Source organism: Rickettsiales bacterium, from assembly GCA_033762595.1.
Taxonomy (GTDB): Bacteria; Pseudomonadota; Alphaproteobacteria; order Rickettsiales; family UBA8987; genus JANPLD01.
Genome location: JANRLM010000124.1, coordinates 1 through 22120, shown reverse-complemented (window position 1 = coordinate 22120; position 22120 = coordinate 1). Strand labels below are relative to the sequence as shown.

The 22120-nt window shown below is 32.6% G+C and carries 26 protein-coding genes; 7 read left to right on the top strand and 19 right to left on the bottom strand.

The features are described 5' to 3' along the window. Position 1: 1 nt before the first annotated feature. The 4 genes from SFT90_08575 to SFT90_08560 all read right to left on the bottom strand — a co-directional run bounded on the left by SFT90_08575 (position 2) and on the right by SFT90_08560 (position 5035). Positions 2-1198 carry a type III PLP-dependent enzyme gene (locus SFT90_08575; protein MDX1950529.1) on the bottom strand — a complete coding sequence of 399 codons (1197 nt, stop codon included), beginning with the start codon at positions 1196-1198 and terminating at the stop codon, positions 2-4. A 268-nt stretch (positions 1199-1466) separates the two neighbouring features. After that, a complete protein-coding gene (locus tag SFT90_08570; GenBank protein ID MDX1950528.1) occupies positions 1467-2798 on the bottom strand; it encodes a UDP-glucose/GDP-mannose dehydrogenase family protein in 1332 nt (443 codons plus the stop codon). Between the two features lie 42 nt (positions 2799-2840). Beyond that, positions 2841-4448: a polysaccharide biosynthesis/export family protein gene (locus tag SFT90_08565; protein MDX1950527.1), complete on the bottom strand. Its 1608-nt coding sequence runs from the start codon at positions 4446-4448 to the stop codon at positions 2841-2843. A 257-nt stretch (positions 4449-4705) separates the two neighbouring features. Next, the gene (locus SFT90_08560; protein MDX1950526.1) at positions 4706-5035 is read right to left on the bottom strand and encodes a hypothetical protein; all 330 of its coding nucleotides are present in this window, start codon (positions 5033-5035) and stop codon (positions 4706-4708) included. A 113-nt stretch (positions 5036-5148) separates the two neighbouring features. Here SFT90_08560 and SFT90_08555 point away from each other — a divergent pair, with 113 nt between their 5' ends. Next, positions 5149-7167 carry a hypothetical protein gene (locus SFT90_08555; protein ID MDX1950525.1) on the top strand — a complete coding sequence of 673 codons (2019 nt, stop codon included), beginning with the start codon at positions 5149-5151 and terminating at the stop codon, positions 7165-7167. Continuing rightward, positions 7157-8353: a capsular biosynthesis protein gene (locus SFT90_08550; GenBank protein MDX1950524.1), complete on the top strand. Its 1197-nt coding sequence runs from the start codon at positions 7157-7159 to the stop codon at positions 8351-8353. Before SFT90_08555 ends, SFT90_08550 begins: the two co-directional genes overlap by 11 nt. Positions 8354-8599: 246 nt before the next feature. Here SFT90_08550 and SFT90_08545 read toward each other — a convergent pair whose 3' ends face one another. Further along, entirely contained in the window at positions 8600-9202 is a 603-nt protein-coding gene (locus SFT90_08545; protein MDX1950523.1) for a nucleoside triphosphate pyrophosphatase, read from the bottom strand. Positions 9203-9284: 82 nt separating this feature from the next. Continuing rightward, positions 9285-9503 carry a translation initiation factor IF-1 gene (infA, locus tag SFT90_08540; protein MDX1950522.1) on the bottom strand — a complete coding sequence of 73 codons (219 nt, stop codon included), beginning with the start codon at positions 9501-9503 and terminating at the stop codon, positions 9285-9287. A 282-nt stretch (positions 9504-9785) separates the two neighbouring features. Between infA and SFT90_08535 the strand changes: the two genes are divergently transcribed. Then, positions 9786-10055 carry an EscU/YscU/HrcU family type III secretion system export apparatus switch protein gene (locus tag SFT90_08535; GenBank protein MDX1950521.1) on the top strand — a complete coding sequence of 90 codons (270 nt, stop codon included), beginning with the start codon at positions 9786-9788 and terminating at the stop codon, positions 10053-10055. A gap of 6 nt (positions 10056-10061) precedes the next feature. Next, positions 10062-10379, top strand: coding sequence for a hypothetical protein (locus SFT90_08530; GenBank protein ID MDX1950520.1), 318 nt, complete (start codon positions 10062-10064; stop codon positions 10377-10379). On the opposite strand, the gene hisD is transcribed toward SFT90_08530, so the two are convergent. The 4 genes from hisD to pdxH all read right to left on the bottom strand — a co-directional run bounded on the left by hisD (position 10372) and on the right by pdxH (position 13592). Beyond that, positions 10372-11661 (bottom strand): histidinol dehydrogenase, encoded by a 1290-nt coding sequence (gene hisD, locus SFT90_08525; protein ID MDX1950519.1) that lies wholly within the window; start codon positions 11659-11661, stop codon positions 10372-10374. The two genes, SFT90_08530 and hisD, sit on opposite strands and share 8 nt — an antisense overlap. Further along, the gene (hisG, locus tag SFT90_08520; protein ID MDX1950518.1) at positions 11655-12299 is read right to left on the bottom strand and encodes an ATP phosphoribosyltransferase; all 645 of its coding nucleotides are present in this window, start codon (positions 12297-12299) and stop codon (positions 11655-11657) included. Before hisG ends, hisD begins: the two co-directional genes overlap by 7 nt. Positions 12300-12360: 61 nt before the next feature. Further along, positions 12361-12792 carry a rhodanese-like domain-containing protein gene (locus SFT90_08515; protein ID MDX1950517.1) on the bottom strand — a complete coding sequence of 144 codons (432 nt, stop codon included), beginning with the start codon at positions 12790-12792 and terminating at the stop codon, positions 12361-12363. A gap of 218 nt (positions 12793-13010) precedes the next feature. Further along, positions 13011-13592 (bottom strand): pyridoxamine 5'-phosphate oxidase, encoded by a 582-nt coding sequence (pdxH, locus tag SFT90_08510; protein ID MDX1950516.1) that lies wholly within the window; start codon positions 13590-13592, stop codon positions 13011-13013. Between the two features lie 95 nt (positions 13593-13687). Here pdxH and ftsZ point away from each other — a divergent pair, with 95 nt between their 5' ends. Both ftsZ and SFT90_08500 read left to right on the top strand, forming a co-directional pair. Further along, a complete protein-coding gene (ftsZ, locus tag SFT90_08505; protein MDX1950515.1) occupies positions 13688-15094 on the top strand; it encodes a cell division protein FtsZ in 1407 nt (468 codons plus the stop codon). Then, positions 15091-15819, top strand: a complete 729-nt coding sequence (locus SFT90_08500; protein ID MDX1950514.1) for a ComF family protein — start codon at positions 15091-15093, stop codon at positions 15817-15819. Before ftsZ ends, SFT90_08500 begins: the two co-directional genes overlap by 4 nt. Here SFT90_08500 and SFT90_08495 read toward each other — a convergent pair. Genes SFT90_08495 through SFT90_08485 form a run of 3 tightly spaced genes read right to left on the bottom strand, consistent with a single transcriptional unit; the run spans position 15811 to position 17503 of the window. Next, complete coding sequence (locus tag SFT90_08495) at positions 15811-16815, bottom strand: hypothetical protein (protein MDX1950513.1); 1005 nt, start codon at positions 16813-16815, stop codon at positions 15811-15813. The genes SFT90_08500 and SFT90_08495 overlap by 9 nt on opposite strands. 2 nt (positions 16816-16817) lie before the next feature. Beyond that, a complete protein-coding gene (locus SFT90_08490; protein MDX1950512.1) occupies positions 16818-17273 on the bottom strand; it encodes a hypothetical protein in 456 nt (151 codons plus the stop codon). A 56-nt stretch (positions 17274-17329) separates the two neighbouring features. Continuing rightward, positions 17330-17503, bottom strand: a complete 174-nt coding sequence (locus SFT90_08485; protein MDX1950511.1) for a Trm112 family protein — start codon at positions 17501-17503, stop codon at positions 17330-17332. Between the two features lies 1 nt (position 17504). Between SFT90_08485 and SFT90_08480 the strand changes: the two genes are divergently transcribed. Next, positions 17505-18116, top strand: a complete 612-nt coding sequence (locus tag SFT90_08480; GenBank protein ID MDX1950510.1) for an exopolysaccharide biosynthesis protein — start codon at positions 17505-17507, stop codon at positions 18114-18116. A gap of 151 nt (positions 18117-18267) precedes the next feature. Here the strand turns inward: SFT90_08480 and SFT90_08475 are convergent, their stop codons facing one another. From SFT90_08475 to SFT90_08450, 6 genes are all read right to left on the bottom strand, one after another. Further along, complete coding sequence (locus SFT90_08475) at positions 18268-19344, bottom strand: 5-(carboxyamino)imidazole ribonucleotide synthase (GenBank protein ID MDX1950509.1); 1077 nt, start codon at positions 19342-19344, stop codon at positions 18268-18270. Continuing rightward, entirely contained in the window at positions 19344-20324 is a 981-nt protein-coding gene (locus SFT90_08470) for an NAD(P)H-dependent glycerol-3-phosphate dehydrogenase (protein ID MDX1950508.1), read from the bottom strand. The genes SFT90_08475 and SFT90_08470 overlap by 1 nt, the downstream gene beginning before the upstream one ends. A 50-nt stretch (positions 20325-20374) precedes the next feature. Then, positions 20375-20890, bottom strand: a complete 516-nt coding sequence (rimM, locus tag SFT90_08465; protein ID MDX1950507.1) for a ribosome maturation factor RimM — start codon at positions 20888-20890, stop codon at positions 20375-20377. Between the two features lie 174 nt (positions 20891-21064). Further along, positions 21065-21469, bottom strand: coding sequence for a 30S ribosomal protein S16 (rpsP, locus tag SFT90_08460; protein MDX1950506.1), 405 nt, complete (start codon positions 21467-21469; stop codon positions 21065-21067). A gap of 126 nt (positions 21470-21595) precedes the next feature. Further along, positions 21596-21865, bottom strand: coding sequence for a hypothetical protein (locus SFT90_08455; protein ID MDX1950505.1), 270 nt, complete (start codon positions 21863-21865; stop codon positions 21596-21598). Between the two features lie 8 nt (positions 21866-21873). Further along, positions 21874-22059 carry a hypothetical protein gene (locus tag SFT90_08450; GenBank protein ID MDX1950504.1) on the bottom strand — a complete coding sequence of 62 codons (186 nt, stop codon included), beginning with the start codon at positions 22057-22059 and terminating at the stop codon, positions 21874-21876. Positions 22060-22120: the final 61 nt, after the last annotated feature.

Here is a 22120-nt window from a genome sequence, read left to right as displayed (position 1 = left end):
TTTATGCTGCGATTGATTCGTGAGGTTCAGCATCAGAGCCGAAATCATCATACATTGTCATTAGCGGTGCTTCATCAACTAAAATAGTTTCATCAAATGGTTTGAAGCCATTGAAATTAGTTGCCATTGTTCTGCCATAAGCGCCGAGTTGCCCGATTTCAATATAATCCCCCTCCTCAGTATCTTCCGGCAGGAAGAAAGGCCCTTTCATAAAATCAAGAGTATCACAAGTTGGGCCAAAAAAGCTAAAAGGAATCAGATTTTCTGAGCCATTACCGCCAGATTTTTTATATAATTTAGTTGGGAAAATAAATTGCGGCGTGCCGGCATCAAACAAAGAGCCGTAAGTGCCATCATTTATATAAAGGAAATTATTTTTGCGTAAATCAACACGAACAAGCACAGAGCCAGATTCAGCAACAATCGCACGACCCGGTTCACACATCAATTCAATGCTACGATGGTTTTTGAATTTTTTGAATTCATCATAAATTGCTTTGAAAAACTGCGACATTGCCGGAGGAATCATACCAGGATAAACCGATGGGAAGCCCCCACCAACATCAAGTGCTTCAATAGTTACACCGGATTTTACCACTAGATTTTTTGCCATTCTAATTGCAATTCTATAAGCATCTGGGTGCATACATTGAGAGCCAACATGGAAGCAAATTCCAAGTTTTTTAGCAAAATTTCTAGCTTTTTTGATAAGGCTTGGTGCATCTTTCATATCAACGCCGAATTTATCAGCAAGATTATATTCTGAATAGCTGTTAGGAATTGATAAACGAACGAAAATCCCAACATCTTGGGCGTTGTCTGTTTCATCAATAATTTTTTCTAACTCTTCGTGGGAATCAACTGAAAAATCACGAACGCCATAATTATAATAAGCCTGCCTAATTGCACTTCTTGATTTAACGGTGTGCATGAAAAATAATTTAGCTTCAGGAGCTATTTCTTTCACGAGCTTAATTTCTGCAAGAGAAGCAACATCAAAGTTAGTTATGCCGAAATTATAAATTCTGCTTATGATTTCTTGAGATGGGTTAGTTTTAACCGCATATAAAACCCTGCCCGCAAAATTCTGCGTAAAGAAATTACAAGCCGATTTAAGTGAGTTTTCCCTGAAGATGTGGATTGGTTCATCTGTTGGGTTGTTGTCAACAATATTAGAGACAGATATGAAGTTTTTCATCTATCCCGCCCTCGCTAGTTAGGGGTTAATAAACCGAGCTTAACTTAAGCTCAAAGTTATCGTTGATGAATCTATCAGAAAACTAACCAAATCAATCGTTTAATAGATTCATATACCATAACAAAGTTTATCAATCCTAATGAGGAAAGAGCCTTTTATACAAAAAACTAACTATGTAAAGAGAAAATTTATATTTTTTCACAAATTATTTATATCACAAAAAATATGATTATGTAAGTAGGTTTTTGAAATTTTCTGAAAAAAAGAATTAATTTTTTCCGATTGTAATATATTTTTTATCTTGGCAATTTTGCGGTTCAATTATTCCTCTTAAATCAACTATAGTTTCGAGATTTTTATAGAGGGAAAAATTTATATTCTTAAATTGATTCCACTCAGTAATTACACACGCAAGCTGGCTTTTAAGCAGGGCATCAGCTACAAAATCAGAGTAAAAAATATTATAATCCAAAGCGGTTTTATTTTCTTTCTCAAAAATTTCTGCGAAATATTTTTTTGTATTTTCAAGGGCTTTTGGATCAAAAATATATAAATTTGCACCTTTGCGAGCTAGAATTTCAATGATTTTTAGAGCAGCAGATTCCCTAATATCATCTGTATTTGCTTTGAAACTTGTGCCGAGAATTGCAATATTTACGCTCCTCACATCGCCATTACAAGCCTTGATAATTTTTTCCGCCATACTAATTTTGCGGTTTTCATTTGAGGTAATAACCGCATCAATTATTTTTAGCTCTGAATTATGTTCTTTTGCTATTGCAGAAATCGCACGAGTATCCTTTGGAAAGCAAGAGCCACCAAAAGCAGGCCCCGCTTTTAGAAAATGACTTCCAATTCTTTTATCCATTCCAATCGCTTTGGAAACTTGGGAAATATCTGCATTGCTTGCTTCACACAAATCAGCAATTTCATTGATGAAACCAACACGCATAGCAAGATAGGCATTGGCCGCATATTTTGCGAGTTCTGCACTTCTTATATCTGTTTGAATAATTGGAAAGCCTTTATTGGTAAGCCCTTCATAGAGTTTTGAGATTTTTTGTAAGGTGTTATTATCATTTTCATCAACGCCAATTAAAATTCTATCAGGGTTCATAAAATCATAAACGGCACTTCCTTCCCTTAAAAACTCTGGGTTTGAAGCGATATAAAATTCTAAATTGGGATTTTTATTTTGTATAAATTTCTTTAATTTATCACCAGTGCCAACTGGAACGGTGGATTTTGTAACGATAATAACGCCGTTTTTTGCATTATTTGCGATTACGTCAGCAACTGAAAAAACATATTTCAAATCAGCTTTGCCATCTTCAGCGGAAGGCGTGCCAACTGCAATAAATATAATATCTGCATCAGAAATTTCGTTAGAGACGGAAGAAGAAAAGTTAAGCCTTCCTTCGTTCACATTTTTGGTAACTAGAGCCTCAAGCCCCTCTTCATATATATGGATTTTTGAGTTTTTTAGAGCGTTTATTTTTTCCAAATCATTATCAACGCAAGTAACCAAATTGCCAATTTCAGCAAGGCATGTGCCTGAAACAAGCCCAACATAGCCAGTGCCAACAAAAACTATTTTCATATTAAAAAAGGTAAATTGCTAAGGATTTTATAAATGAAATATCTAATTATCCAACAAATTTATTGGAACTGCAACTGAAAGAACGGTTCTATAAATAAGTTCCATCACGGTTTTTGCGAGGGTGAGATTATCCATTTTTATTTCTGGTAGAATTATAATTTCATCACCAGCCTCAATTCTGCTGGAATCTGCGGTTAGGGTATCCCCATTTTGTTTAACAATAATTATATTATCTTTTTTGGCTCTTAAGCTATAACCGCCAGCTCTATCAATATAATCGTCAATATCATAATCAGCATTAAAAACTACGGCACTTGGAACATTAACTTCGCCTGTAACCATTACTATATTTGATTTTGAAGGGATTATAATTCTATCACCATCTCTAACTTTTATATCTTCAATTTTACCATCTTTAGCAATTACAACCGTTCCTTTGGGGCGGATTTGCTTTGCATTTTTAATAAAATTCTGCACCATTGTAAGCTCTTGTTGTTTAATTTGAGCTTCTTGCTTATCAGTAGTATAATTCACCAAAACGGCTTCCTCTAAGCGTTTTAGCGAGTTTTCAAGTGAAGATTTTTGGCGAGAGGCAACCTCTAACCTTTCCAAGCGAACTGATTTATAATTCGCAAGCTCAGGATTAATTTTAACTTGGCTTAAAACTTCCATTATAGTGGAATCATTAGGTGCAACAACAACATCAGGGCCCAGATGTTCGCCTTCAACAAATACTTTTATTTTATCTGCGATAGTTGCTGTATTAAATAAAACCGCATCTCCATTTTGAAGTTGAAATTTCTTGAATTCTTCAAGGGTCAGATATTTTGCAAATGGCTTGCCAGCTCTAAAGCCGCTTACAGAAACATTTGTAGCCTTGTTAGTTGGTTTTGAGAAATTGATAATTTCATTGCCAAAAATTGGCGTTGATTTGAATTCAAAGATATTTTTATTGCCAACTTCACCATCAGCGGAAATGGTCGCACCTTTTTTATCAATCAAAATAACATCATTATCTTTTAGCTGAATATTTGGGATTTGGCCGTTAATAAGGAATTGATAGATATCAAAACTTTCAACTAATTTTTTATCTCTAAGGATTTTTATTGTTCTAAAACTTCCAGTTTCAAAGTTAATACCTTGTGCTTGATCAATAAAATTGAGTATTGTATCTTTCGCCATTCCAGCATATCTACCTGGGCGGTTTATTCCGCCAGTAACGAATACAGAAAGCGGTTTTGTGCCGTTTAGAGTTGTATAAATTTCAACTTCGCTAGGATAAATTTTTCTAACTTCGCTTTTAACTTTATTATTAAGTTGAGAATTCGCGACGCCAGAAACCTTCACGGGACCAATTTGCGGAATAAAAATATTGCCTTGATTATCAACTTTCAAAGTTTCCTTAAATTCAAAAAGCCCCCAGATTGCGATAGTAATTTCATCGCCAGCTTGGATTAGATAGTTTGAGTTTAGTCCACCAGTTTTATCAGCACCGAATTGACCAGTAAAAAGATTTTCTCCGAATGGCTTGAGTTTGTTTTCATCGCTTGCGAAATCAATTTTTTCAAAGTTGAAACTCGCAATTGCGTTGACTTCCGCAACTAAGCTAATCAGCAAAAAAACTGCTAATATTTTAATTATTTTTTTCATTAATATTTTTTCTTATTTTTTTAATCCCCCATCTCTTTAGGGGAGGAAACCTTCAATCTCCCCTCTCCCTCTGGGAGAGGGGTGGGGGTGAGGGCTATCAGAAGACTGAAATCTGAACACAGAAGACAGGATAAATTAATCCAGTCTTCAGACATCTTTCGTCTGTCATCAGTATCGCCCTCACCAGATTTTCTAAGCTCATTTCATTCGCATGAAAATCTTGCCTCTCCCAGTGGGAGAGGCAAATTAGTTTGTGCCTACAAAGTTAAATCATTATAAACTATTTCCTTGCCATCTTTGAGTTTGCAAAGAACACTACCATCAACTTTATTATTTATCATATTTCTAATTCTCGTGCATTTTGTACCAAGTGCTGAGATATAATCTTCTCTAAATATTTCTTTATAGCCTAAATTTTGGCTAGTCATTTTATCTGAAAACACAGCTTTCGAGATACTTGAGCGTTTATTTTTTGCAACTTCTTCCTGATAATCAACCCAAGCTGATTGTCCTTGATAGCCCTCATCTTCCGTGCAGGCAGTAAGAAACAGAAATAAAAGTGATGATGTAATAATAAGCTCTCTCACAATAAATATATTGATTAAACCCTATGAAAAGCATAGATTTTAACTAATTTAATCAATCAAGTAAGCAAATAGTGATAAATTTGAGTGAAAATAGCAAATTTTCTTCAGGGGGTGTGTATACAAAAGGACTATTTGAGAAGAAAACGCTATTAAAAACCTTTCTTCCAGAGATAGAAAAAATTAATTTTCTTGATAAAAACCCTGATGTCATTCTTGGTTGGGGTAAGAAAAACAGCTCAATCCCAGCAAGGGTAATTTCTAAATATGCCCAAAAACCTTATATAGCTCTGGAAGATGGCTTTGTGAGATCCGTTGGTTTAGGTAGCAAAAATTGGCAACCTCTTTCCATAATAGTTGATAAAAAATCAATCTATTATGATTGTTATAATCGCTCGGATTTAGATTCAATAATAGAAAAAACTGAATTCACGCCTGAATTAATCAAAAGGGCGAAGTCTAATATTGAGTATATCAAGCAACATAGAATTACAAAATATAATACTGGTGTTGATTATGAAAAATCTGATTTTCGCTTTAAGGGAAATAAAAATATTCTGCTGATTGATCAAACTTTTAATGATGCTTCTATCAAGTTTTCAGGTGCAACCGCAGAAGATTTTGAAAAGATGGTAAATTTTGCGAAGAAAATTTATCCAAGCCATAATTTAGTAATAAAATCTCACCCAGAAATTATTGCTGGTAAAAAGAAAGGCTATTTAACTAAATATTATAGAGATAAAAATTTTCAGGTAATTGAGGAAGATATAAATATTTATTCTCTAACAGAGCATATTGAAGCTTTGTTTTCAGTCTGTTCAACAACTGGCTTTGAAGGATTAATTGCAGGGGCAAATGTTTACTCAATAGGCAGAAGTTTTTATAGTGGTTGGGGCTTAACAAAAGATAATCGCAAGCCATTGAAAGAAAGAAAAACTCTATCAATAGAAGAATTATTTGCTGCAAGCTATTTGTTATATCCAAGATATATCAACCCTTATGAAAAAAAACTTACAACACCAGAATATGTGTTTGAGTTGATAAATTATTTGAAGGAAAAGTATAATTCTCACGCAAAATCATATCATTGTTATGGCTTTACATATTGGAAACAAAAATCCGTTTCAGATTTTCTAAAAACACCTTTTAATGAGGTTCATTTTTATGAAAATGAAAATAAATGTGTTAATAATGCTCAAAAAAATAATGGTGAAATAGTTGTTTGGAGTTCAAAAAACATTGAAAATATTTCTTTGAAAGCCTTACAAAAAAACCTTCCAATGAAAAGAATGGAAGATGGCTTTATAAGATCGGTAGGCTTAGGCTCTAACTTAATTCCAGCCTCATCACTCGTTTTGGATAGTAAGGGGATTTATTATAATTCTGAAAATCCCTCTGATTTAGAAAATATTATAAATAATTTAAGGCTTACCAGAGAAAAGAAAAATCGTGCGAGGGATTTAATAAATTTAATCACTGAAAACAACATCACGAAATATAATTTTAGAGCAAATGAATTAAAATATTATCTGCCAAAGAATAAGAAAATTATTCTAGTTATTGGGCAAGTTGAAGATGATGCCTCGGTTAAATCAAGCAAAGGGCAGGTGAAGACTAACCTAAAACTTCTTGAAGAAGCGAGAAAACAAGAGCCTAATTCCTACATAATTTATAAACCCCACCCTGATGTTGTGGCGGGTAATAGGGTTGGGCATATTCCAAAAGTAAATGTTCAGCAATATGCAGATTTGCTGGTTGAAAATGCGAATATCTCAAATTTAATAAATAGGTGCGATGTTATCTATACCATTTCTTCGCTAGTTGGCTTTGAAGGCTTGCTTAGAAGGAAAATAGTTAGAACTTTCGGTTCACCTTTTTATGCAGGTTGGGGACTTACGGAAGATATATTATTTTTCCTAAATCGCACACGAAAAATCTCTATAGAACATCTAGTTTATGCGAGTTTAATTGAATATCCAATTTATTTTGATATTGAAGCGAGACTGCCTTGTGAGGTTGAAAATTTAGTTAAAAAATTTATTAACCAGCCTGAAGAAATATCTAAAGCGGAACTCAAGAGCAAAAAACTTGGGCTATTTAGATTTATTAAAAAACATTTTTTTAATGAAAGATGAAAAAAGAAAATTTCTGCTTTTACAAGGGCCGATGAGTTACTTTTTTAAGGAGCTTTATTTGCATCTAAAAAATAGTAATTTTGAGGTTACTAAAATCTGTTTTAATGGCGGGGATTTATTTTTATCAGCAGGAATTGATACAATAAAATTTACTGAAAAACCCTCGGAATTTCTTAATTTTCTAAAAATTCTTCAGCTAAGAAATAATTTTACTGATGTAGTTTTTTATGGCGATTGCAGGTTTTATCATTTGGAAGCAAAAAAGTTTTTTGCTGATAAAAATGTTAAGTTTCATATCTTTGAAGAAGGCTATTTTAGGCCATATTGGGTTACTTATGAAAATATCGGCGTGAATGATTGCTCTGATATTCCTAGAAATAAAGAATTTTATCAAAACCTTGAAATTTATGAGGAAAATAATCACAAATTTCAAAAGCTAAAACCAACATTGGCGAAGAAAATTCTGCTAACTTATATCTATTATGTGTTCAGAGTTTTTTTTGAAAAAACTGAATTCAAAAATTATCTTCCGCATCGCACTAGCCTGCCTGAGATTGAAGCAAATGGCTGGTTTAAGAAGTTGCTAACTTACAAAATTACAAATTATAAAGCTCGTAAATTGCAAAAGAAAATTTCAAAATCTGGGAAGAAATTTTTTCTAGTTGCACTTCAACTTTGCTCAGATAGCCAAATTCAATTTCATTCTGATTATGCTGATATGAGAGACTTTATTAGTAAAATTTTAGAAGATTTTGCAAAAAATTCGCCTTCAGATATTCACCTTGTTTTCAAATCTCACCCTGAAGAAAATGGCGTTGCTGGGCTTGAAAAATTTGTTAAGGAAAATGCCAAAAAATTTAATTTGCAAGATAGAGTAATTTATATTGATGGCGGCAATATGCCTAAGTTTTTAGATGATATGCAGGGCTTAATTGCGATAAATTCTACGGCGGCAATTTCAGCTTTGCATCACAAAAAACCTGTAAAAATTATGGGCAGGGCTTTATATAATTTTGAAGGCTTAACTTCGCAAAAACCACTTGCAGAATTTTGGCATACCTCTGAAAAACCTGATGAAGAATTATTCTTGAAATTCAAAAATTATGTAATGCAAAAAACTCAAATAAACGGGTCTTTTTACTCAAAAGAAGGAGTAGATTTAATTTTGAGGAATATTAAGATTTAACTATTTCTAAAGCCATTTCCAGCATCGTTAGGTGTGGATAGATATGTAATCCTTAACCTCCTATTGTCACCCCGCATTTATTGCGGGGTTATTTCTAAAATAGTCACTTTCACTTCATACCCGCGGATGCTGGTATCCAGTCTTGTTTTATGGATTCCCGCTTTCGCGGGAATGAAAAATGCTGTAACTATTAAATTAAGCTCCTTAACCCCGCAATAAATGCGGGGTGACACTAAAGAGAAAAAACTACAAAAATTTATTAAAATCTACCTTTGCCTTACTATACCCATTTCCAACCAAAAGATTTTTGGTTTCATATAAAGGCAAGCCAACTATATTTGAATATGAGCCATTGATGGAAATCACCCATGCACCGGGGTCTTCCTGCAAACTATATGCACCACTTCTGCCTTTCCATAGATTCGTTTTTAGATACTCATCAATTTCTGAGTCAGTAAAATTTTTGAATTTTACAAAAGAGAGAACGACTTTTTTTCTAATTTTTCCTTCTGGCGTAATTACACAAACGCAAGAATAAACCCTATGCCTTCTACCACGCATTAATTGAAGCATTTTCTTAGCTTCCAGCTCATTTTCAGGCTTGCCTAAAATTCTTGTGCCGACGCAAGCGGAAGTATCACAAGAGAGAATAAAAGCATTTTTATTTTTATGATTTTCATAAATTGCTTTGGCTTTTTCCTCAGCAACTCTAGCGACATAAAGGTTCGGCTTTTCAGCTTTTCTAGGGGTTTCATCAATATCAGGGGAGATAATTTCATCAGGCGTAAAGCCAATATTGCCAAGTAATTCCTTTCTTCTAGGTGATGATGATGCTAAGATGAGTTTCATCTTCTTCGTTAATCGTTGATGGTTAATCGTTTATCGTAATCAACCATTGACTATTAACGATAATCGATAAACGATGAACGAATTATTTATGTCTCAGGATAATTCTACCTTTTGTGAGGTCATAAGGTGTCATTTCCACGGTGATTTTATCACCAAGCAGAACTCTAATTCTGTTTTTCCTCATCTTGCCAGATGTGTGAGCGATAATTTCGTGGCCGTTATCAAGTTTAACTCTAAACATCGCATTCGGCAGAACTTCAGTAACTAAGCCATCAAATTCAATTAATTCTTCTTTTGCCATTATAATAAATTTCAAATTTACCTCTTTTATTAGTTATTTGTTTTGTTTTTGCAAGGGTTAAGCTATAATTATACTAGGCAAGCATTCTCCAAACATAGATTATAGCCACTTAATCACTAATTGTCACCCCGCATTTATTGCGGGGTTAATGGTTGAAAGTGTTTTTTGCTTTAAGTTTTGAGCTTGTTTTATGGTTAACCCCGCAATAAATGCGGGGTGACACTCAAGAGGAAAGCAATAAAATTCATAAAAATCTATGTTTAGTGAACACTAACTTATAAAATGAATAATGATGATAAAAAACAGAAGGCGATAGCACTCGGCTATGAAATGGGCGTTGATGAAGCCCCAAAAGTGCTTGCCAAGGGTGAAGGTGAAATTGCCAAGCAAATTATAAAAATCGCGGAAGAAAAGGGTATTGAAATTAAAAAAGATGCAAGTTTGGTTGAAATTTTATCCGCATTAGAAATTGATGATTTTATTCCGTTAGAGGCTTATTCTGCGGTTGCTGAAATCTTAAAATATATTTATAATAAGCAAGGTAAATTGTAAAATTTTATGCTAAACAAAGAAAAATTGGAACTACAAATTGCTAAAATTAATAATGAAATTGGTCGCATTACAGAAATTGTAATCGGCGGAAATACTCCTGAATTTGATAATCTTAACGCTTTAATTGAAAATTTTACCAACGAAATTAAAAATCTTGACGAAAAAGAAATTGTTGAATTTACGAACCTTATCAAAATTTGGTCAGATGAGCTAAAAAATATAATTGAAAAAATTGCAAATAAAAAAGATGAAATTCAAGACAAATTAGAATCTGCAATGCATTCAAATCAGGCTTACAATAAATATAAAAACCCTGTTAGTTAATCCTCAACTTCACTGATAAACCATGAGCATCAAGCTTTTCTTGTTTTGCGAAATTCATTGCATGCGGTGCGATTGTATCAAAGGATTCCTTAGTGCATTTAATCATTGAGGTTCTTTTCATAAAATCAAGCACGCCAAGACCAGAGGAAAATTTTGCAGTTGCCATGGTTGGTAAAACATGGCTTGGGCCTGCAATGTAATCTCCGATTGCTTCAGGAGTATATTCACCTAAGAAAATTGCACCTGCATTATGAATTTTTCTTGAGAGTTTTTCAGGGTCAGCGGTTATAATTTCCAAATGTTCTGGTGCGATAATATTTGCAATTTCAGCGGCATCTTCAATATCTTCAACAAGGATTATATAGCCATTATTTTTTATGCTCTGAGAGGCAATTTCTGTGCGAGAAATTTTTTCAATCATCACTTCAATTTCTTTGGAAATTTTTTCTGCAAATTCATTTGAATTTGTAACCAAAATAGCTCTTGCGAGTTCATCGTGTTCGGCTTGAGAGAGCAAATCCGCAGCGATATATTTAGCGTTTGCAGAAGCATCGGCAATAACTAAAATTTCAGAAGGGCCAGCGATTGAATCTATGCCAACCGAGCCAAAAACTTGCTTTTTCGCTTCCGCAACATAAGAATTACCAGGGCCAACAATTTTCACCACTTTTTCAATGGTTTCAGTGCCGTAAGTAACGGCTGAAATCGCCTGAGCCCCACCAATTCTATAGATTTCAGAGATGCCACAAATTTTAGCGCACGCCAATAAAGATGGGTTAAGAATTCCATTAGGTGTAGGGTTAAGCATCACAATTCTTTTTACACCTGCAACAAGGGCTGGCACAGCATTCATCAAAACGGAAGATGGGTATAACGCTTTACCCCCCGGCACATAGATTGCAACCGAATCAACTGCATTCCACTTCCAACCTAGTTGATTTCCTTCATTATCTTTAAATTTTTCATCAATAGGTAATTGCCTTTCGTGATAATTTTTAATTCTAGAATAGGCAATTTCAGCGGATTTTAGAAATTCTTTATCAACATTTTTAGCAGATTTTTCTATTTCATCTGAAGATATCCTCAAATTATTTTCATTAATTTCAAAATTATCAAATTTTTTTGTGTAATTAAACAAGGCCTTGTTGCCGTTTGTTTTTACATCATTAATTATTTCGCTAACTGAATTTGAAATTTCAGCATTTGCAAGGCTTTCAGTTGAAAATAATTTTTCAATATCCTTAAGTGAGGCATCAATTTTATATCTTAATTTTTTTAGCATTTTTCAAATTTAGAAATTATTTTTGTTAATTCTTTTTTATTGCTAGTGTAGGCTTGACGATTTGCAATAAGTTTTGTTGAAATATCAGCAAGTTTTTCACCTTCAATCATATTATTTGCTTCCAGAGTTTTACCACTGCTAACTAAATCAACAATTCTATCGCAAAGCCCAAGAATTGGGGCGAGTTCAATAGAGCCGTTTAGTTTAATGCACTCTGCTTGAATACCCTTTTTTTCAAAGAATTTTTTGGTAAAATTTACATATTTAGTTGCAACCCTGATATGGCTATTATTCCAAAAATCTTTAGTTTTCGCATTGTTTTTCGGCGCTGCGATTGAAAGCCTGCATTTGCCAATTCCTAAATCAAATAGATTGTAAATATTGTCATAATCAAATTCTAATAAAACATCACTTCCACAAATACCAATCTGTGCAACACCAAAAGAAACAAAAGTTGCAACATCAAAACTTCTAACTTTAATAAGTTTAATTTCAGGTTTTGAAGTGCTAAAAACTAGCTTGCGAGAATTTTCAGAATAGAAATCTTTTTCCGGAATTATTCCAGATTTTTTAAGAATTGGATCAAATTCCTCTAAAATTCTGCCCTTCGGAACTGCTATGATAAAATCTTTTTTCATCTATCTTAAATAAAAATGGGTGAGAAACCTCACCCATATATAATTAGAATTTAAGAAATTACTACTTAGATTTTGCAATTTCAATTTTGTCAGTTGGAAATTTTTTCTCTTTCCACTCATCAATACCACCAGGGTATTTTTGAATATTTTTGAAACCAAGTTCAATCGCTTTATGAGCGGAATGCTTACTTGCTGGGCAGTTTACATTACTGCAATAGAACACAATATTTTGACCTTCTTTAGTGTTTTCTTGAAGGAATTCTTTAGTTAATTCATCAGTGGTTTTTACAACCGCACCTTTGATAATTGTGCCATCACCGAGATATTTTGCACTTCTTGAATCAATTAAGAGTGGCTTATTCTCTGATTCTAATGCCGATTTTAACTCCTCAGCGGTGATGATTTTATATTCGTGTTTTTCTTCTTTTTTATCTTCTGCATTTGAAAAAGTAGGGATAATTAAAACTAGGGCTAGAACTAAAAGTTTTTTCATAAGTTAAATTTTTGGTTGTACATTTAAGATAGAATTAAAATTTATAATTACAATAGAGTAAATAAAATTTAATTTTTGGCAGTTTTATTAGGTATGGCCTTAACCTCTAAGTGTCACCCCGTGCTTGTCACGGGGTTAATGGCTGAATGTGACTGCGAGCCTAAACTTTGAGCTTGTTTTATGGTTAGCCCCGCAATAAATGCGGGGTGACAAAATATCTAAGGATAAAGCAAATTCAAATTCCAAACATTATTTATTTTACGATAAACTTCACGATGATGGATTCTAAATTCACCAGCCTGCCAGAATTCTACATAATCTGGAATTACCCTCCAGCCCCCCCAATTTTCCGGTCTTGGGATTTCCTTACCAAGAAATTTCTTCCTATTTTCATCAAGTTCAGATAAAAATTTTTCTCGTGTTTCTAAAATCTCTGATTGCTTAGAGGTAATGGCTCCAATTCGGCTTTCTTCTGCACGAGATGAGAAATATTTATCACTTTCTTGCGGGGAAACTTTTTCAACTCTTCCCTCAATTCGGATTTGTTTATCTAGGGCTGGCCAATAAAAACATAAAGACGCAAAAGGATTTTCAGAAATTTGTTTTGATTTTCTGCCATTATAATTTGTATAAAAAACAAAACCTCTCTCATCAAAATTTTTTAGCAATACTATTCTAACTGAAGGCCTGCCTTGTTTATCCGCGGTTGCAAGCGACATTTCTGTATGGTCTTTTATTAAGTTATTTTGTTCTGCTTCATTAAACCATTCAGAAAATTTTTTGAGTATTTCTTTATTCATAATATTTTTTCAAATTAATATTGCTAATTTATTACACCGAGAATATAAATAATAATAGTAATCTTTTTCCTAAAAAAATTAAAAAAATCTCATTTATGGTTCTCAATCTTCAAGTTCCTGAAAAGATAAATCTTAAGCCAACAATAACGGTTATCGGTGTTGGTGGTGCTGGTGGAAATGCCGTTAATAATATGATAGATTCAGGCGTGGAAGGCGTTAGGTTTGTTGTTGCAAACACAGATGCACAAGCAATTGAAAACTCTAAAGCGGTTGATAAAATTCAACTTGGAACAAATGTTACACAAGGGCTTGGGGCTGGCTCATATCCTGAGGTTGGTAAGGCTGCAGCCGAAGAATCTATTGAAGAAATTTTAGATTTTATGCAAGGTAGCAATATGGTGTTTGTAACCGCTGGTATGGGCGGTGGCACTGGCACTGGTGCTGCACCTGTTATTGCAAGGCTTGCTAGAGAACAGGGGATTTTAACGGTTGGTGTTGTTACAAAACCTTTCCATTTTGAAGGCACTCATAGAATGAGGGTTGCAGAGCTTGGGCTGCAAGAGCTTCAAAAATATGTTGATACAATGATTGTAATTCCAAACCAAAATTTATTTAGGGTTGCGGATAAAAATACAACGCTCAAACAGGCTTTTAACTTAGCTGATTCGGTTCTGAAATCTGGTGTAAGAGGAATTACAGACTTGATGATTATGCCGGGGCTTGTGAATCTTGATTTCTCAGATGTGCGTGCGGTTATGAGTGAAATGGGCAAAGCAATGATGGGAACTGGCGAGGCCGAGGGCGAAAATCGTGCGATAAAAGCGGCCGAAGCTGCGATTGCGAATCCGTTGCTTGATAATGTTTCAATGCAAGGTGCAAGAGGTGTTTTAATCAATATTACTGGTGGGCCAGATCTAACTTTATTTGAAGTTGATGAAGCTGCAAACCGCATTAGAGAAGAAGTTGATGAAAATGCGAATATAATTTTTGGCTCTACTTCTGATAATAATCTTGAAGGTAAAATCAGAGTTTCAGTGGTTGCAACTGGCATTGATGGTGATTCACAAAAACAAAAATTTAATAATTCTTCGTTTGCACCAAAATCGCAAACTCGCCCTGAAATTGTTTCTAATAGTGCGTTTGAAAGCCCTAAAAGAAAAGAAGTAGTTGAAGATTTTAGAGAAGATAATGATGTTTTTATCTCAAAAGAACCGATTAATCCTGAATTTTCTCAGCCTCAGAATAGTTCCAATTCTTCATCTTTTACAAGAAATCAGGAAAATCTAAACAGGGGTAATATCCAACAAAAGCCTGTGCAATCAAGTTCAGGTTTGTTTAGTTCAATATTTTCAAGAACTCCGAAACAAAATGATAGGCAAGCTCCATTCGCTTTAGTGCCAGAGGAGATTGAGCCTAAGGCTGAGGCAAATGTTCAATCTAAAAAAAGTCAAATTGATGAAGATGTTATTGATATTCCAGCTTATTTAAGAAGAAAAGGTTGAATATAATTTTACAAAAATTTACTAATTTTATCTTACCTCCAAGATGTATTTGCGGAGAAAAATTTCTATCTGAATGTAATTCTATTTGCTCTGAGTGCTTTGGCGAATATTGTAATTCAAGCAATTTTGAATGTAGTAAATGCGGAAACCCACTTCAATTTGATTTTGGTGAAAACGCCTTATGTGCTGAATGTATTGAAAAACCGCCAGAATTTGACTATGGCAGATTTGTTTATAGCTATAATAACTTTACAAAAAAAATAATTTCTCGCTTCAAATATTCAGATAAAACTTTTGCAAGCAAGAAAATTTCGCAATTAATGGCTGGTAAAATTTCTGCTTTTGTAAAAAATAATCAGATTGATTTTGTAACCTCAATTCCAATTTCTAGAAAAAAACTTTTATCTCGAAAATATAATCAATCTGCTATTCTTGCGTTAGAGATTTCTAAAATATTTCAATTAAAATGTGATAATCAAATTTTGTATCGTGAAAAAAATGTTGCTCCGCAAGCCTCACTTTCTAGGCAAGAAAGACTTAAAAATATGAAGAATGTTTTTGCTATCAAAAACAAAAATATTCCTAAAATAAAGGGCAAAAATATATTGCTAGTTGATGATGTAATAACAACTGGTGCAACGCTTAATGAGGCTTCAAAAATTCTAAAAAAAGCAGGCGTTAATAGAGTTTTTACAATAACTTTTGCAAAAACTTTTTTAGATTAGTCTCTCATTTTCTTTTTGCATAAGCTTTCCATAGCAATACGAATTTGGCAAATTCGAACTTGTATTATCTAATGATTCCAATATTTCTTTAAAATTAACTGATGAAAATTTGTATTTGCCATCACCCTTTTCTATAGTCATAGTCTTAAAATTGTAATTGCTTCTAAAACCCCATTCAATAAAAATTTGATTGTAACGATCTGCTATTGATTTTGAAGCATGTGTAATAATTATGTGATTATTTTTATTTTGATCATCTATTAATGCTCTTTCAATAAAAGCTATTGTAGTTTCATCGCTAAATTTATATTTATCATTACCTGAATAAAACATTCCAATTGAAAGTGCTCTATTAGTAAGTTTATATCCATCTTCTCTATCGGATAGATGCTTAGCGTATCCCTCTGCAAAATTCTGCCTTTGCTTTGGATCGTTAATATTCTTGATAAAATCTAGAAACTCATCACTAAATGTTAGGTTTTCTCCATTCCTAATTGTAATTCTTGAGCTATTATGATAGAACTCAGCTATTAAACCAATATATACTTCATCAGGAATAGAGCTTTTAGCAAATGATATTTGCTTTTTACTTCTTTTGTCGGGGTCGTAAAAGCTAATAAGATTATCTAATTGTTTTTTCTTTACTTCAATAGTTTCCTTTAGGAGAGCCTTTGCAAAATTTTCACTAATTATAGATTTGTCATCAACATTTGAAATTTTTTCAAAACTTGGTTCGTTCGGAAAATTTTTTTGAATTTTATCGTATATTTTTTTTGCATCTGGTGCTCCCAAATTAAAACCATATCCTATAGCAAAAAATGGACCATCTTTATATTTGGTATTTCTAAAACCTTCTAGTAAAGAAACTAATTCTGTAGCTGCAACTAAGGGGTTTTTAACTTTTAACAAATTAAAATTCGTAGGCGTAACAGATAGATATCTTTCGTTTTCTTCTACTTGTGTAAGAATTCTAATAGTTTTAGGATCCCCAGTCATAACTAGAAGTTTGAGTTATTCTGATAAAGGCCTTCCATATTTATGTTTTGAGATTGATTGGAAGGCATTTGATTTTGTTGAATAACAGGTTGTGATAAAGTTTGTAAATTGTTGGAATTTCTTTGCGTATTATAGTTGCTTGGATTGCCACAGCCCTTTATTTCTGCAACTCTTGAAAGATACTCTCTGCGAGAATCGGCTGCAATAATAGCTTCATCGGCGTTCATGTAAGTATCAATATAACCAAGAGGCATAACTATTGATTTTACACCCAGTGATTTCTTTTCTTCAGCTTGCTTTTTGTAAAATTCAGCATCGTTAATTTCAAGCATAATATCACTGCAAGAAAGCTCTCTATCCGTTTTTTTCATCGGCTCAACAACAACTGGCTCTTCACCGCAAGAAGAGGTTAAAATTGCGAAAACAGAGATGATGAAAGTAATAAAAATTTTATTCATATATTTTGTAAATATTCAATTATGTTATTAAACTATAAGGATTTTTGAAGAAAAATCTATAATTTTCTTGCTTTTTCTATAATTAGAATTGGTATATCGTTAATTATTGGGAAGGCTAAACCTGCTTTTTTTGAGATTAACTCGTTATTTTCAGCGGAAAATTCTAGTTTTTCTTTAGTTAAAGGGCAGGCTAAAATTTCAAGTAAGGAAATATCAAAATTATTTTTCATAATGCAGCAAACAGAAGGTAAATCTCTAATAGAAAAACTCTATATTTTACAAGGGATTAATCAAGAAAAAATTTCCATTTTAGAGATTAATGAAATTTTAGGTAGAAATGCTATTCAGCTATTAGTGGCGTTTTTTGTTTTACCAATGTTGCTTCCTGTTACAGCTTTTCCGGGGTTATCGCAAATAATTAGTTTGATTTTGATTTTATTACTGGTGCAGTTAATTATTGGAAAAAGGATTGTTTGGCTTCCAAAAAAAGTTAGATTTTACAAAATTGATAAAAATTCTCTGCTAAAAATTACAAACTTAGCAATAAAATATCATCATAAATTTTCTAATTTTTTGCGTCCAAGATATTTGATTTTAAGCACAATTTCATTCAATAAATTTCACTATTTATATCTGATTTTTGTAGTTTTAGTTATGGCATTGCCAATTCCAGCACCTTTTGCGAATACAATTCCAGCGATTTCAATTATTTTAATATCTATTGGAATTGTTGAAAGGGAGGGAGCCTCTATAATTATTGGATATATTTTTGGGCTTTTAGGAACTGCCTATATGGTGTTAATGATAATTCTTGGCAAGGAATTTTATAGTGCAATTTTTTAGTTTTACTAACTTGGTATTGTCACCCCGTGCTTGTAACGGGGTTAATTGTAAAACACGCTCAAAACCATGGTTTAGAAACGCTTTCAACTATTAACCCCGCAACAAGTGCGGGGTGACATTAGGATGTTAGGGAGCTTAAATCTATTCTTTTTTAGTTTGAAGTAATATTAACATGGCCGAGTTTTCTGCCTTTTTTTACTTCATTTTTGCCATAAAGATGGATTTTTGCATTAGAATTTTTTTTATATTCTGCAATTTTATAAATATCTTCACCAATGATATTTTCCATTCTAATATTTGTGCAAGTGAGTTTTGGAGAGATGAGAGGTAGACTAGAAATTGCCCTGATATGTTGCTCAAATTGGCTGATATTACAGCCATCTTGCGTCCAATGCCCTGAATTATGAACCCTGGGTGCAATTTCATTGATTGAAATATCACCATTTTTTAGAACAAAAAATTCCACTGCAAGAACTCCAACATAATTTAACAATTCAGCAATTTTTATTGCAGTTTGTTCAGCTTGATTTTTTGTTTTTTCTGAGAGATTTATTGGAAGTTCTGAAACTCTTAAAATCCCGTCTCTGTGAGTGTTTCTTCCTATCGGGAAAATTGCAATTTCATTATTATTTTTGCGAGCTAAAATAACCGAAATTTCAAAATCAAAATCAACAAATTCTTCTAAAATTATTGAATTGAAATTTAATTCTTGCCAGATTTTTGTAAAATCATCATTCTTTGAAACTCTAGCTTGCCCCTTGCCATCATAGCCATAATCAGAAGTTTTTAAGATAGCTTTTTCAATTTTTAATTCATCAAAAGCATTTGAAATATCTTGCGGATTTTTACAATGCCTAAAACGATGAGTTGGAAGCTTATTATCTCTAAAAAAACTTCTTTCACGAAGCCTATTTTGTGCGGTAAATATTGCTTGAGCAGGCGGATTAGTTGGCTTAATTTTTTCAAGAAACTCTATGGACTTATAGGGAATATTTTCAAATTCATAAGTAATAAAATCAGCTTCTTCAGCAAGTTTTTTTAAGGCTTCATTATCATCATAATTTGCAAAAATAATTTTATCGCAGATAAATTCCGCAGGTTGTTTTTCTTTAGTTTTCGGCGTTAGGCAAATAGTTTGAAAGCCTAGCTTTTTAGCATCTTTTGCGAGCATCATTCCTAATTGCCCACCACCTAAAATTGCAATTTTTTTTGAATAATTATTTAGCATTAAATCAACCTCAAAATTTCTTTAGGTTCAGCATTGCCATTCACAACTTGATAAATCATTTGGCAAAGTTCTAATTTTATATTCATTTTTTTGCATAAATCAAAAACCGATTTTGCAGTTGCAACACCCTCAACAACTTGAGGCTTATTTTGAGTAAGTTCATTAGGTGTTTTACCAGCACCTAGACCGAAGCCGAATGAAAAATTACGAGATTTTTCACTATTACAAGTAAGAACTAAATCTCCAATTCCGCAGGGTTCAAGCATTGTTTTTCTTTTTCCGCCTAGATATAAAGCAAGCTGAGCAATCTCCTTCGCACCTTGTGTAATTGTTGAGGCTTTTGTGTTTTCACCACAGCCCAAGCCCTTAACAACACCGCAAGCAATAGCAATTACATTTTTAAGTGAGCCACATAATTGCGTGCCGATTACATCTTTATTAATCCTAACTTTGAAGGTTGGAATTTCAATTTCTTTTTGGATTTCTTTTGCCAAATTTTCATCAAAGCAAGCAAGGCTTAGAGTTGAATAATCGCCGATTGCAACTTCCTCTGCAAATGAAGGCCCACTTAGAATTGAATAGTTTTTTGATGAGGTAATTTCTTCAAAAATATCACTCATTAATTTTAGGGAATTATTTTCAATCCCTTTACTACAAATTATAAAATGCGGAAATTTTTTCTGTGGGTTATTTTTTTGAAAAATTTGCAAAAATTCAGAAAGTTGGCTTCTAAAAAATTGCGAAGGTGTAACATTCAAAATATAATCAGAATTGCAAATATCAGCTAGGTTATTGGTTGCGGTAACATTTTTTTCAAGTTTTATATCTGGCAGGAAAATTTTATTTTCGTTGCTCGTATTAATTGAAGCAACAACCTCAGCTTCCCGAGCGTAAATTGAAATTTTGCGATTCTTTTTTGCAAGCATATTTGCAAGGGCTGTTCCCCAAGCACCTGCACCTATTACTGAAAATTTTTTCATAAAAATTCGTTTTTTTTATTATCATTAAACAAATAAAAACATAAATAAATTTATTTATCAAAATCAACCTCTGGCGGGTTAATAATTATAAATCTATCTTTAATATTAATCTCAGGGAAGGTTTTTTTTGTAAAGGCAAAAAGTTCTTTTTTGCCATCATTATAGGTTATTTCTAAAATATCATTAGATCCAAAATTTATAACATCAGAAATTACGCCAATATTTTCGTTGACAGAGCTTTTAACAGATAAATTTTTTAGATCTTCGTAATAATAAAAATTTTTATCTAAGTTTGGCAAATCTTTTCTTTTGATAAAAATTTCAAAATTTTTGAGTTTTTCAGCTTCTTCTCTAGTTTTGCTGTTATTGATTTCAGCGATTGCTAAATTTTTATGAACAGAGAGTATTTTTAGGCTAATTTTACCGCCATTTTTATCATAAAAATTTTTGAAATTTGAGAAATTTTCAGGCTTTTCAAGATATGAAAATATTTTCACCGCACCCCTTATTCCATGTGGGGAGGCAACCTTTCCAGCGATTATATATTTTTCATTTTCTTGGTTCATTTTTGATATTTTGAAAATTTTTTTAATTGTTATTTGAGCAAAGCGAGAAATCTGGATAATATATAATAATTTCTAGATATCTCGCTAAGCTCAATATGACTCTAAACTATATTAGAACAAATAAAAAAGCCCCGGAAGGGGCTTTATAAATTTTTTTTGCAATATAGGACAAAATTAAGCAGCTTGTTCAGCATTTTTTGCTTCTTCTTCAGCTTTTGCTTTAGCTTCTTCCTCAGCCTTTTTCTTAGCTTCAGCAGCTAAACGAGCTTGAGTTGCTTTAATAGAAACATCTCTACGCTTAAGAACTTTAGAAACTGGAGTAGTTTTTTTGCCTATCCCAGCTTTATTAAGAAGGATAGCAACTTTCTCAGATGGTTCAGCACCTGTATTAAGCCAATATTCAATTCTATCATTTTTAAGACTTAACCTGCTAGCATCATTTTTTTCAGCCATAGGGTTGAAATTGCCAACTTTTTCAATGAATTTTCCATCTCTTGCTGCTCTTTTATCAGCAACAACTAATCTGTAATAAGGCTTTTTCTTAGCACCAGCCCTTTGTAATCTAATTACGGTAGACATTTTATAATATATTTTAAGTTTAGAGGGGCTAATTAACTGAATTTGAAAGATTTGTCAAAGGATTAATCATATTGCAATAAAAAAATTGCATAAAATGGGTTTTCATATTGAATTATAAAGTATTTTTTACCAAATTTCAGCGTCGCCAAATATGTAATAAAAAATCCTGAGAATTATAAATAGGGTAATTAAAATCGCAAATACGAACATCAGCAGATATTCTATTGGTGTATCAATTAATTGTTCAACACAACCTATTATACCAGTTGAGCAAGCATCTGATAATTCAGATAAAATTTCAGAGTTTTCGATTGAAAAGAAATCCTCAATTTCATATTGAACATCTTCCAGCCAACTCAAAAAATCTTCGTAATATTCTGTGATAGTATCTAACATAGATGATTTTAATTATGTTTATCAACAAACATAGCGTAAAAAAATAAAAAAACTAAATAGGCAATTCCAAAAAGAGTTAATCCAATAACAATTTGCATCGGGAATGATTGAATCTCAAAAAAATGCACAAAGCTATCCCAGTCATGAACTTTTTTAAGTTGATTATAAAATATAACTACTAAATTGTTTTCCATAATTTCATTTTATAATTTTTTATCTAAAACTCTAATTTCTTTTTTGTTTATAGTGATTTTA

Bases quoted from the DNA above. Each gene is read 5' to 3' on its own strand.
- SFT90_08575 (MDX1950529.1), bottom strand. From the start codon at position 1,198: ATGAAAAACTTCATATCTGTCTCTAATATTGTTGACAACAACCCAACA.
- SFT90_08570 (MDX1950528.1), bottom strand. From the start codon at position 2,798: ATGAAAATAGTTTTTGTTGGCACTGGCTATGTTGGGCTTGTTTCAGGC.
- SFT90_08565 (MDX1950527.1), bottom strand. From the start codon at position 4,448: ATGAAAAAAATAATTAAAATATTAGCAGTTTTTTTGCTGATTAGCTTA.
- SFT90_08550 (MDX1950524.1), top strand. From the start codon at position 7,157: ATGAAAGATGAAAAAAGAAAATTTCTGCTTTTACAAGGGCCGATGAGT.
- SFT90_08545 (MDX1950523.1), bottom strand. From the start codon at position 9,202: ATGAAACTCATCTTAGCATCATCATCACCTAGAAGAAAGGAATTACTT.
- infA (MDX1950522.1), bottom strand. From the start codon at position 9,503: ATGGCAAAAGAAGAATTAATTGAATTTGATGGCTTAGTTACTGAAGTT.
- SFT90_08535 (MDX1950521.1), top strand. From the start codon at position 9,786: ATGAATAATGATGATAAAAAACAGAAGGCGATAGCACTCGGCTATGAA.
- SFT90_08530 (MDX1950520.1), top strand. From the start codon at position 10,062: ATGCTAAACAAAGAAAAATTGGAACTACAAATTGCTAAAATTAATAAT.
- hisD (MDX1950519.1), bottom strand. From the start codon at position 11,661: ATGCTAAAAAAATTAAGATATAAAATTGATGCCTCACTTAAGGATATT.
- hisG (MDX1950518.1), bottom strand. From the start codon at position 12,299: ATGAAAAAAGATTTTATCATAGCAGTTCCGAAGGGCAGAATTTTAGAG.
- SFT90_08515 (MDX1950517.1), bottom strand. From the start codon at position 12,792: ATGAAAAAACTTTTAGTTCTAGCCCTAGTTTTAATTATCCCTACTTTT.
- pdxH (MDX1950516.1), bottom strand. From the start codon at position 13,592: ATGAATAAAGAAATACTCAAAAAATTTTCTGAATGGTTTAATGAAGCA.
- ftsZ (MDX1950515.1), top strand. From the start codon at position 13,688: ATGGTTCTCAATCTTCAAGTTCCTGAAAAGATAAATCTTAAGCCAACA.
- SFT90_08495 (MDX1950513.1), bottom strand. From the start codon at position 16,815: ATGACTGGGGATCCTAAAACTATTAGAATTCTTACACAAGTAGAAGAA.
- SFT90_08490 (MDX1950512.1), bottom strand. From the start codon at position 17,273: ATGAATAAAATTTTTATTACTTTCATCATCTCTGTTTTCGCAATTTTA.
- SFT90_08485 (MDX1950511.1), bottom strand. From the start codon at position 17,503: ATGAAAAATAATTTTGATATTTCCTTACTTGAAATTTTAGCCTGCCCT.
- SFT90_08480 (MDX1950510.1), top strand. From the start codon at position 17,505: ATGCAGCAAACAGAAGGTAAATCTCTAATAGAAAAACTCTATATTTTA.
- SFT90_08475 (MDX1950509.1), bottom strand. From the start codon at position 19,344: ATGCTAAATAATTATTCAAAAAAAATTGCAATTTTAGGTGGTGGGCAA.
- SFT90_08470 (MDX1950508.1), bottom strand. From the start codon at position 20,324: ATGAAAAAATTTTCAGTAATAGGTGCAGGTGCTTGGGGAACAGCCCTT.
- rimM (MDX1950507.1), bottom strand. From the start codon at position 20,890: ATGAACCAAGAAAATGAAAAATATATAATCGCTGGAAAGGTTGCCTCC.
- rpsP (MDX1950506.1), bottom strand. From the start codon at position 21,469: ATGTCTACCGTAATTAGATTACAAAGGGCTGGTGCTAAGAAAAAGCCT.
- SFT90_08455 (MDX1950505.1), bottom strand. From the start codon at position 21,865: ATGTTAGATACTATCACAGAATATTACGAAGATTTTTTGAGTTGGCTG.
- SFT90_08450 (MDX1950504.1), bottom strand. From the start codon at position 22,059: ATGGAAAACAATTTAGTAGTTATATTTTATAATCAACTTAAAAAAGTT.